The sequence below is a fragment of the Intrasporangium sp. genome (assembly GCF_039812505.1).
Classification (GTDB): domain Bacteria; phylum Actinomycetota; class Actinomycetes; order Actinomycetales; family Dermatophilaceae; genus Intrasporangium_A.
Genome location: NZ_JBDIAQ010000119.1, coordinates 1 through 10,800, shown reverse-complemented (window position 1 = coordinate 10,800; position 10,800 = coordinate 1). Strand labels below are relative to the sequence as shown.

Here is a 10,800-nt window from a genome sequence, read left to right as displayed (position 1 = left end):
GTCCGCCGTCGGGAGTGATCGGAGTCGTCCGGACGTTGGGCAGGCATGGGCGAACGGCCGGAGGCGGGTGGCGCGGCTGTGCCACGTCCGGTCCGGGTCTCCCGCCGCCGGTTCGTCGCCGGTGCCCTCGGGCTGGCCACGGTCGGCGGGGCGGTCGCCTTGGCCGGCGGCGGCTGGGATGCCCTGCCCGAGGCCATCGGCGTGGCCGGGATCGGGGGCCCGCTGCCGCGGGAGCGGTGGGCCGACCCGGTGCCCGCGGCCCGGGCAGACCTGCAGGCGCGCACCCGAGTCGGCTCGGCGGCATACGTCTACGAGGTGACCGGGCAGCGGTCCACGTACCACGTCACCGCCGCGTTCGGGCGGCGCCTGGACGCCTGGCTGGCCCTGCACGCCGCGCACTTCGGGCCGACACCCGAGCAGGTCTGGTCGTACGGTGCCTGGGCACCGGCTGCCGACACGTCGTGGCATGCCTCGGGGGAGGCGTTCGACCTGTCGCGACTGCGTTCCGGTGGCTCGGACCTGGTCTCGCTGCGTTACGACCTCTGGCGCGACGCCCCGGCCAGCGAGCTGCGCCGGCAGCTGCGGCTCTACTGGCGGACCGCGGCCGGGCTGCATCACGAGTTCGCCGACGTGCTGACGTACCTCTACAACAGCGCCCACACGAACCACGTCCACGTCGACATCGGGCGGTTCGGGCCCGAGCGTCCCCGGTTGATCCGGCGCTCCACGGCTCAGGTTCAGGCGGTACAGGCGATGTGCCGGTACGTGTGGGGCGCCGCGGACGTGCCGCTGTCCGGACAGTTCGACGACGCCACCCGCGACGCGACGACGCGGATCCTGGAGTCCGTCGGGGGACCGGGGGAGCTCGCCGACTCACGCGAGGCCTGGCAGGCCTTCCTCGTGGCCACCATGCGACACGACTGACCGGCTCTGCGCGACTGGGCCCGAATGCGCCGCACCGGGGCCGGGAACCGCACGACCGCGCCCGTAGGATCGCGCGTATGGCCAAGCGCGTGCTCACCCCGCAGGCGGAGGACTTCCCCCGCTGGTACCAGGACGTCATCGCCAAGGCCGAGCTCGCCGACAACGGACCGGTCCGCGGCACGATGGTGATCCGGCCCTACGGCTACGCGATCTGGGAGCGGATGCAGGCCGACATGGACGCCCGGATCAAGTCCGCCGGCGCCCGCAACGCGTACTTCCCGCTCTTCATCCCGGAGTCGTACCTCAAGCGCGAGGCCGAGCACGTCGAGGGCTTCAGCCCCGAGCTGGCCGTCGTGACCCACGCGGGCGGCAAGGCGCTCGAGGAGCCGGTCGTCGTGCGGCCCACCTCCGAGACCGTCATCGGCGAGTACCTGGCCAAGTGGGTGCAGAGCTACCGCGACCTGCCGCTGCTGCTCAACCAGTGGGCCAACGTCGTCCGGTGGGAGCTGCGCCCGCGCCTGTTCCTGCGAACCAGCGAGTTCCTCTGGCAGGAGGGCCACACCGCGCACGCCACCGAGGCGGACGCCCGCACCTACGCGCAGCGGATCCACGTCGAGGTCTACGCCGCCTTCATGCGCGAGCTGCTCGCGTTGCCAACGGTGCTCGGGCGCAAGACGGCGGCCGAGCGGTTCGCCGGCGCGACGAACACCCTGGCCCTCGAGGCGATGATGCGCGACGGCAAGGCGCTGCAGATGGGCACCTCCCACGAGCTCGGCCAGAACTTCTCGCGCGCCTTCGGGATCCGCTACCTGTCCGCCGACGGCGTGGACGAGCACGCCTGGACGACCTCGTGGGGCTCCTCGACCCGGATGGTCGGCGGGCTGATCATGACCCACGGTGACGACCACGGGCTGCGCCTGCCACCCCGCCTCGCGCCGGTCCAGGCGCTCGTCACGGTCGTCAAGGCCGGCGAAGGGGTGCTCGAGGCGGCCGGCCGGCTGGTCGCCGACCTTGTCTCTGCCGGGGTACGGGCCGAGCTCGACGACCGGCTCGACACCCCCTTCGGGCGCCGCGCCGTCGACGCCGAGCTCAAGGGGATCCCGCTGCGCGTCGAGGTCGGCCCCCGGGACCTGGCCGACGGGTCGGTCGTCCTCGTGCGCCGTTACGACGGCTCCAAGCGCAGTATGCCGCTGGGCCAGGTCAGCGCGACCGTGCCGTCCCAGCTCGACCAGGACCAGGACGCCCTGTATGCCGAGGCGCTCGCCTTCCAGCAGGAGCGCACCGTTGCGGTGGCGGGCGTCGACGAGGCGGCCGAGGCGGCCCGCACCGGCTGGGCCACCCTCCCGTGGGCGACGCTCGGCGTCGACGGCGAGCGCAGGCTCGCCGAGTCGGGCATCACCGTGCGCTGCCTGACGATGCCCGACGGCAGCGTGCCGCCGAGCGAGGACGCCGACGGTGTGCTCGCCGTCGTGGGCCGGGCCTACTGATGCCGGAGACGACCGAGCATCGGACGCACTCGGACGCCCCGCCCGGCTCGCTGACACCGCTGCTGCGGCAGCGCGAGAGCGTCATGGTCTACGACCGCGAGCACGTCATCCCGGCCGTCGACCTGCGCGCGATCCTCGAGGCGGCCCGGTGGGCACCCTCGGCGGGCAACTCGCAGCCGTGGGGCTTCGTCGTCGGGCGGCGCGGCGACGAGACGCACCAGCGGATCGTGCCGGTGCTCTCGGCCGCCAACCAGGCGTGGGCGCCGGCGGCCTCGGCGATCATCATCACGCTGCACCAGGTCGCGACCGACTTCGACCACGAGATCGCCTACTCCGACTACGCCATGTTCGACCTCGGGCAGGCGGTCGCGCACATCACCGTCCAGGCCCGGTCGATGGGCCTGCAGGTGCGGCAGTTCGGCGGCTTCGACCACCGCGCCGCCAACGATGCCTTCGCGGTGCCCGCGCACTGGACCGCGACCACCGGCGTCGCCCTGGGCCGCCCGGCCCGTCGCGGTGCGGAGCAGGACCTGCCCGGCTGGGTGCAGCAGCGCTCCCGGCTGCCGCGCGAGCGGCTGCCGCTCGAGGCGTTCGTGCACTCCGGCCGCTTCGGCCACCCCGCCGACTTCCTCACCGAGCCCTGACCCCCCGAACGGACCGTTCGGGCGTGGACCGTGGTCCCGACGACTCTCTTTGTGGCGCCTGACTGCCGGAGGTCCAGCAGTCCGGCGCCACAGGGGCAGTCCGTCGGCGTAAGGCGGGTCGGAGCGGGCGCACCGTCCCGAGACAGGGGCCCGGGTCACCAGCGCGAGGCCCCAGCGGCCGCCGCGGCGAGGTCTCCGAAGAGCTCCGCCGCGTCGACCGGCAGGCCACGGCGGGTGAACCAGTCGGCCATATTCCGGGCATCGCGCTCCAGATAGTCGAACCCGTGCGGGTTGCCGACGACGTCGACGACCTGGGGCCAGTCGATGACGACGAGCCGGCCGTGGTGCAGGAGCACGTTGTAGGGCGACAGGTCGCCGTGCGCCCAGCCGAGCTCGGCGAGCCGGGTCATCGCCGAGCGCAGCTGCTCGAACAGTTCGCCGAGCAGGCCGACCGATGGCCGGGTCTGCACGAGCCGGGGCGCGGCCGTCCCGTCCGGATCGCCGATGAACTCCATGAGCAGCTCCGACTCGCCCAGCTGGACCGGGTAGGGCACGGGCAGGCCCTCACCCCAGAGCGTGGCGAGCGTGTCGAACTCGGTGCCGGCCCACATCTGGCCGATCAGGGCCTTGCCGAAGTCGGTTCGGGTCCGCATCGCGCGCATCTCCCGCGACCTGCGTACCCGGCGACCCTCCAGGTAGCCGGCGTCACGGTGGAAGAGCCGGCGGTCGGGTGGGCGGTAGCGCTTGGCCGCCATCAGCACGTCCCGGTCGGCGTCGCCGGGCACCCAGCGCCGGACGAGATGGACGTCGGCCTCCTTGCCGGTCTTGAGGACGCCGAGGTCGGACTCGACCGCGCCGAGGTCGGTGATGACCCATTCGGGTCGCGGGGCGGGCCCGTGGGTGGCGCCGTCCCAGGTGGACCAGCGTTCGCCCTCGGGCGCGGCGTCCGGCTCGGTGTCGAGCGAGCAGGACGGCCGGGTCAGCGTGGCCAGCGTTTCGTCGTGCGGTTGAGAAGTCTTGCCTGACAAGGGAACTCCAAGGTGGTCGGGAGGTGGGCGAGGGTGCCCGGGGCCGTGATGGACATGTCGACCTCCTTGGGTTTCGGGCGCCCGCCCCACCGGCCGGCGACTCACCCACCAGCGTGGCCGGTCGCGCCTGCGGGACACAACTGCTTTTCGGGACGAGTGCGTTGCGCGAACCGGTATCACCGGGGCGCCCGGGACCTCTACCGTGATGACAGGGGTGGTCCCGGTCTCGACGGAGGGAGCCCGAGATGCCAGTGAGGTCGTTCGCCGACGGTGCCGTGCGCCTCGACCACCCGAGCTCCTACGCCGCCAAGCCGGCGGACCCGGCCCGGTCACTGCCCGGCGAGCCGGGCTACCAGACCCAGTTCGGCAAGGACGCCCTCCTTGCCGCGCTGGCGGAGTCGGGCTTCGAACGACTCCAGAGCGTCGACATCGCCCCGCGACGCACCCGCTCCACGGATCGCGACGGCCGCACGCACACGCTGTCGCTCGACGTCGACGTGAGCGCCGACCAGGATGCCGTCGTCCTGTTCGAGCAGGCCGGCGTCTACTCGTGGCACCTGCCCGTCGTGCCCGCCGACCGGGACCGCTCGGTCGACCCGGGCCCCCGCACCCGCCACTTCGAGATCGACGTGCGCCCCGGCGGACCAGCCCCGTCGGCAGCTGCAGAAGGGATCGGCGAGACCCGTCGCACCCGAGGCCTGCTCGGCAGCATCATCCAGGGCGCCGCCCAGGCCATCGTTCTCCGCTTCGCCGCGCCGTTCCTGGTCGACAAGGCCATCGAGCTGATGGAGGCGCACGTCCGGCGCGGGCTGATCCACCTCACCTCGCCCGACATCGCCGGCTGGCGCCGCGTCGAGACCCTCGACGAGCTGCACCTGCCGACCGACCGGCCGCTGCGGGTGCTGCTGTTCGTGCACGGCACCTTCTCCTCGACGGCGGGCGGCTTCGGGGCGCTGAGTGTCACCGACGCGGGCCGCGCCTTCCTGGCCCACGCCATCGACACGTATGACGCTGTGCTCGGCTTCGACCACGTCACCCTCAGCGTCGATCCACGCGAGAACGCCGAGGACCTGCTCCGCCGGCTCAGCGCACACCAGCCCGACGCCGAGCTCACCATCGATGTCATGACGCACAGCCGCGGCGGCCTGACGACCCGCAGCCTCGTCGAGTACGAGCTACCCGCATCGAGCTGGCCCGGCCGGGTCGACCGGATCGCCTTCGTCGCCGCCACGAACGCCGGCACCCACCTGGCCGACCCCGACCGATGGTCCGACCTCGTCGACCTATACACCAACCTGGCCTCGGCCGCGGCCCGGGGGCTCGCCCTGCTGCCCGGTGGCGCGCCGGTGGCGGCGATCGTCGGTGGTGTCGTCAAGGGCATCGCGGCCTTCGTCAAGTACCTCGTCTCCTACGCCGGGGACAAGAACGGCGTGCCCGGGATCGCGGCGATGATGCCCGGCGGGGCCTTCGTGAGGGACCTGAACAAGGAGCAGCCCGGGCAGCCGGCCGCCGGGACCAGCTGGTTCGTCGTGTCGTCGAACTTCCACGTCTCGCTGTTCGACGACAGCCATCAGCCCGCCGAGTTCCCGCGCGAGCTGGTCATGAAGCTCAACGAGGGGTTCGTGGACCAGCTCTTCAAGGACGACAACGACCTCGTCGTCGACACCGCGTCGATGTCGGCGATCGGGCCACCGGCCGGCGGGTTCGTCGCCGACGAGCTGGCCCTCGGCACCAACGACGTCGTCTACCACGGCAACTACTTCAGCCAGGACCGGGTGGTCGGCCAGTTCGAGCGGTGGCTGCTGCCGCAGACTGCGACGGCCGAACCCCCGACGACCGGAGCCGAGCCCCCGGCGACCGGAGCAGAGCCGCCGGCGACCGGGTCCGAGCCGCCGGGCCAGGCCGACCTGGACCTGCTGACCCCACGGCCGGAGAACGGGTCGGGCTCACGGGACCTGCCTCCCGCGGAGGTACCGCCGCCCTCGCCGCCCGTCCCGGTGGCGCCCGGACCGGCGGCAGGCGGTGGCCCGGCACCGACCACCGTGCAGGCACACCTCGCCGCGGAGATGCCTGCGACGATGACTCCCACCGAGACCGTCGACCTGCGGGTCAGGCTCTCGCGCAAGGCGGTCGGCGCCAGTGCCGGAGCAGCGTACGACGAGGTCGTGGCCGCCGTGGACGAGAGCAGACCCCTGTCGGTCCACGTCGTCGGCAAACGCAACGCCGAGATCGTCGGCACCGACGCCGACGTCTTCGCCCTGCCCCCGGGCGGTGGCACGTCCGAGCTGGTGTTCCAGGTGCGCGCGCGCCGGGTCGGGCCGGTCGAGGTCAGCGTCGTCGTCCGGCAGGGGAGCGTGCCGGTGGGCACGCTGGGCCTGCACGCGGACGCCCGGGCAGGTACGGCCGCCACCGGTCTCGCCTCGGGCCCGACGGCAGCCACCGCCACCGCCCGGGCCCCGCTCGGCATCGACGCCCCCGAGCTGGAGGGCCTGCCCTGTCTCGAGATCTTCGAGACCGACCGCGGGGACGACGAGGTGGTGTTCGAGTACGCCCTGCGGCTCGAGCAGGGTGGCGCGGTGCACCGGTTCACGTCCGCGCCCCTGCACGACCGGGCCGCCTTCGTCCGGGCGCTGCTCGGGCAGGTCGAGGCCGCCTGGCTCGAACAGGGCGACCACCCGGCCGCCTACCTCGCCGCCGTCCAGGACCTCGGGGCCGCCCTGTTCGAGCAGCTCTTCCCGCAGGACATGCAGGCGATGCTCTGGAAGCACCGCAACCGGATCGCCGACCTGCTGGTCTACGCCGACGAGCCGTACGTGCCGTGGGAGCTGGTCCACCTCAAGCCGCCGGTCGGGCCACGCCAGAAGGCGCCGCGCTTCCTGGCCCAGCACGGGCTCGTGCGCTGGCAGTTCACCGGCCTGCCGCCCAGGACGCTGCGGGCCCGGGCCGGGCGGGTTCGCTCGCTGTGCCCGGCCTACCTCGACCCTGCCTTCGTCCTGGCCGAGACCGGGCTCGAGGCCCAGTTCCTGGCCAGGCGGCTCGGTGCGACTCCCGTGAAGGCGACTCCGACCGACGTGCGCCGGCTGTTGCGGCGCGGCGACTTCGACCTGCTCCACTTCGCCGGGCACGGGTTGGCCGACCCCACCGACATCTTCGACGCGAAGGTACTGCTGCAGGGCCGCAGACGTGGCAACTCGGTTCTCCCGCAGTACCTCACCGCGACCACCGTCAGCGAGAACGGCCGCTGGACGGCACCCGACTCCGGCCCGGTGATCGTGCTCAACGCCTGCCAGGTCGGCCGTGGCGGTCAGCAGCTGTCCACCCTCGGCGGGTTCGCGAAGGCGTTCCTCGACGCCGGAGCCTCCGCCTTCGTCTCGAGCCTCTGGTCGGTCGGCGACCAGCCGGCCCGGGCCTTCGTCGAGACCTTCTACGACGAGCTGCTTGCGGGCGCCCCGGTCGCTCTCGCGACCACCCGTGCTCGGGAGCGGGCCCGCAAGTCGGGCGATGCGACCTGGCTGGCCTACGTCGTCTACGCGCGACCCGACGCGACGCTGGAGCCGGCCTGAGCGGCATCCGGACCACCAATCACCAACTCACAACGGACAAGGGAGCACATCATGGGGCGCAAGGCACTGTGCGTCGGCATCAACGAGTTCGCCCACCTGCCGATGAGCAGCTGGCTCGCGGGATGCGTCAACGACGCCGAGGACATCGCAGCCACGCTGCGCAAGCGCGGGTTCCGCAAGGCCGACACGACGGTCCTGGTCGACGGCGACGCGACCAAGTCGGCCGTCCTGGGCCGGCTCACCGACCTCGTCGAGGGGGCCAAGGAGGGTGACCACGTGGTGTTCACGTTCTCCAGCCACGGCACCCAGGTGCCGGACGTCGACGGGGACGAGGAGTACGACCACCTCGACGAGGCCTTCGCCTGCCACGACCTCGCCTCCAAGGGCGACCGGTGGGACTCGGACACCGTCATCGTCGACGACGAGCTGCGCAGCCTGTTCGGTAGCATCCCCAAGGGCGTGCTCGTGGAGGTCCTGCTCGACACCTGCCACAGCGGCACGGGGCTGCGCCGGATCGACGAGGTCGCCCACGACCTGCTGATCGGGAGGCGGCCACGCTACCTGCCGCCACCGACGAGGACGGGCCTGACCCGGTCGATCGAGATCAGCACCGCGGCCGAGCCCGGCCGCAACGGCACGGACCACCAGGCCCTGGCCGAGCTCGCGCGGTCCCGCTCGACAAAGAGCCGACCGGTCCTGTTCGCGGCGTGCAAGCCGGCCCAGACCGCGGCCGACGCCACCTTCGGCGGACGGGCCAACGGCGCCTTCACCTACCTTTTCCTCAAGGCGCTGACGGACCAGCCCGAGGGGAGCCGGTCCAAGCTGCTCGGCGCGGTCACCGCCGGGCTCGAGGCCGGCGAATTCGAGCAGCGGGCCACCCTGGAGGGTCCGGTCGCCGCCAAGCGGGCGGGCTTCGGCGCGACCTGGTGAGTGGGCGGGCTCACACGGGGCGGGCAGGCCCGGGAGGCGCGGCGAGCGGCATACTCCTTGGTTGTCGACCCGACCCCGACGAGCGAGGGAGCTGCGCGTATGTCCCGTCTCCAGCAGACCGACGGCCTGACCGAGGAGCAGACCGAGCTGCTGTCGCTCGTGCGGCAGTTCGTCGACGAGCAGATCCTGCCGGTCGCGACCGAGCTGGAGCACCGCGACGAGTACCCGCAGGCGATCGTCGAGCAGATGAAGCAGATGGGGATCTTCGGGCTGATGATCCCGCAGGAGTACGGCGGTCTGGGGGAGTCGCTGCTCACCTATGCCCTCACGGTCGAGGAGATCGCGCGCGGGTGGATGTCGGTGTCCGGCATCATCAACACCCACTTCATCGTCGCGTACCTGCTGCTCCAGCACGGGACCGAGGAGCAGAAGCGGCGCTACCTGCCGAGGATGGCGACCGGCGAGATCCGGGGTGCGTTCTCGATGAGCGAGCCGGCGCTCGGCTCCGACGTCGCGGCGATCCGGACCAAGGCCGTGCGGGACGAGGACGAGTGGGTCATCACCGGGCAGAAGATGTGGCTGACCAACGGCGGCACGGCCAACCTCGTCGCCGTCCTCGTGCGCACCGACCTCGGTGAGTCGGACAGCCCCTACAAGAACCTGACGACCTTCCTGGTCGAGAAGGAGCCCGGCTTCGGCGAGACCGCCCAGGGCGTCACGGTGCCCGGCAAGATCGAGAAGATGGGCTACAAGGGGGTCGACACGACCGAGCTCGTCCTGGACGGGCACCGGAGCAGCGACGCGCAGCTGCTCGGCGGGGTTCCCGGCAAGGGCTTCTACCAGATGATGGACGGCGTCGAGGTCGGCCGGGTCAACGTCGCCGCTCGCGCGTGCGGGGTCTCGCGGCGTGCTTTCGAGCTGGGAGTCTCCTATGCGCAGCAGCGCGAGACGTTCGGCCGGAAGATCGTCGAGCACCAGGCGATCCTGTTCCGGCTGGCCGACATGGCGACCAAGGTCGAGGCCGCGCACCAGATGATGGTCAAGGCCGCCCGGGTCAAGGACGCCGGGCAGCGCAACGACCTCGAGGCCGGCATGGCGAAGTACCTGGCCGCCGAGTACTGCGCCGACGTGGTCGAGCAGGCCTTCCGGATCCACGGCGGCTACGGCTACTCGAAGGAGTACGAGATCGAGCGGCTCTACCGCGAGGCCCCGATGCTGCTCATCGGCGAGGGCACCGCCGAGATCCAGAAGATGATCATCGGCCGCCGCGTGCTCGAGGACTACCGGATCAAGGGCTGAGCAGCGCGGGGTCGGGCAGCACAGCGTGCCCACAGCGGGCTCATGTCTCCCGCCGGAGCGACATGCGAGGATGAGGGTATGAGCATGCAGCCCAGAGGGCCCGGCGGCCGGCACGGATTCGCGACGCTGTCCCTCGACTACCCGATGTCGCTCGGCGTGTTCGACAAGTACCAAGATGCCCAGAAGGCCGTCGACGTCCTGTCGGACAAGGGTTTCCCGGTGCAGAACTGCCTCATCGTCGGCACCGACCTCAAGCAGCTCGAGCGGGTGACCGCCCGGCTGACCTGGGGCCGCGTCATCCTGGCCGGGGTGCTGTCGGGCCTCTGGCTCGGGCTGTTCGTGGGCCTGATCTTCGCGCTGTTCAACCAGCAGCAGAGCGCCTTCGCGCTGCTCATCTCGTGCGCGCTCTACGGCGCCCTGTTCGGGCTGATCTGGTCGGTCATCGGCTACGCCTTCACCCGCGGCCAGCGTGACTTCCAGTCGGTCAGCCAGGTCGTCGCGACGAAGTACGAGGTCTTCGTCGAGCACAAGTTCGCCCAGCAGGGGCGTGACATCCTCGCCCAGGCCGGCATCTTCGGTGCGGGCCACACGATCTACACGCCGCCGTCCGCAGCGACGCAGCCGCCGCCCTCGAACCGCGACCTGTCCTGAGGCGCGGGCGCCGCGTCGGCCGCTGTGTGGTGCCGCCCGACGCCGTGGTATGCCGCCCGGCCTCCTCCTGCGGCCGCCCGACGCCCCACTCCAGTCGGCCTCCACTCCCGTGCCCACAATCCCGCTGGCCGGTGGTGGCCCGGTGGCCGCCGCGCACAATCGGGCCGTGGTCCGATAGTTGGTGGTCGTCGGGGGTAGCCGCCGCGCACAATCGGGCCGTGGTCCGATAGTTGGTGGTCGTCGGGGGTAGCCGCCGCGCACAATCGGGCCGTGG

General features: G+C 72.0%; 8 protein-coding genes. 7 read left to right on the top strand and 1 reads right to left on the bottom strand.

Annotated elements, in window-relative coordinates; all coding sequences use genetic code 11:
• Positions 1-45 precede the first annotated feature (45 nt).
• The 3 genes from WMI84_RS13740 (at position 46) to WMI84_RS13730 (ending at position 3,055) form a co-directional block, all read left to right on the top strand.
• Positions 46-924: an extensin family protein gene (locus tag WMI84_RS13740; protein ID WP_347354084.1), complete on the top strand. Its 879-nt coding sequence runs from the start codon at positions 46-48 to the stop codon at positions 922-924.
• A gap of 77 nt (positions 925-1,001) precedes the next feature.
• Complete coding sequence (proS, locus tag WMI84_RS13735; RefSeq protein WP_347354083.1) at positions 1,002-2,411, top strand: proline--tRNA ligase; 1,410 nt, start codon at positions 1,002-1,004, stop codon at positions 2,409-2,411.
• Complete coding sequence (locus WMI84_RS13730; RefSeq protein ID WP_347354081.1) at positions 2,411-3,055, top strand: nitroreductase family protein; 645 nt, start codon at positions 2,411-2,413, stop codon at positions 3,053-3,055. Before proS ends, WMI84_RS13730 begins: the two co-directional genes overlap by 1 nt.
• 155 nt (positions 3,056-3,210) lie before the next feature.
• On the opposite strand, the gene WMI84_RS13725 is transcribed toward WMI84_RS13730, so the two are convergent.
• A complete protein-coding gene (locus tag WMI84_RS13725; RefSeq protein WP_347354079.1) occupies positions 3,211-4,083 on the bottom strand; it encodes an RIO1 family regulatory kinase/ATPase in 873 nt (290 codons plus the stop codon).
• A 245-nt stretch (positions 4,084-4,328) separates the two neighbouring features.
• On the opposite strand from WMI84_RS13725, the gene WMI84_RS13720 reads away from it, so the two are divergent.
• The 4 genes from WMI84_RS13720 to WMI84_RS13705 all read left to right on the top strand — a co-directional run bounded on the left by WMI84_RS13720 (position 4,329) and on the right by WMI84_RS13705 (position 10,526).
• The gene (locus WMI84_RS13720; protein ID WP_347354077.1) at positions 4,329-7,646 is read left to right on the top strand and encodes a CHAT domain-containing protein; all 3,318 of its coding nucleotides are present in this window, start codon (positions 4,329-4,331) and stop codon (positions 7,644-7,646) included.
• A gap of 51 nt (positions 7,647-7,697) precedes the next feature.
• A complete protein-coding gene (locus WMI84_RS13715; RefSeq protein WP_347354075.1) occupies positions 7,698-8,576 on the top strand; it encodes a caspase family protein in 879 nt (292 codons plus the stop codon).
• A 99-nt stretch (positions 8,577-8,675) separates the two neighbouring features.
• A complete protein-coding gene (locus tag WMI84_RS13710; RefSeq protein WP_347354073.1) occupies positions 8,676-9,875 on the top strand; it encodes an acyl-CoA dehydrogenase family protein in 1,200 nt (399 codons plus the stop codon).
• Positions 9,876-9,953: 78 nt separating this feature from the next.
• On the top strand, positions 9,954-10,526 hold the full coding sequence (locus WMI84_RS13705) for a general stress protein (protein WP_347354071.1): 573 nt from the start codon (positions 9,954-9,956) through the stop codon (positions 10,524-10,526).
• The last annotated feature ends 274 nt before the right edge of the window (positions 10,527-10,800 follow it).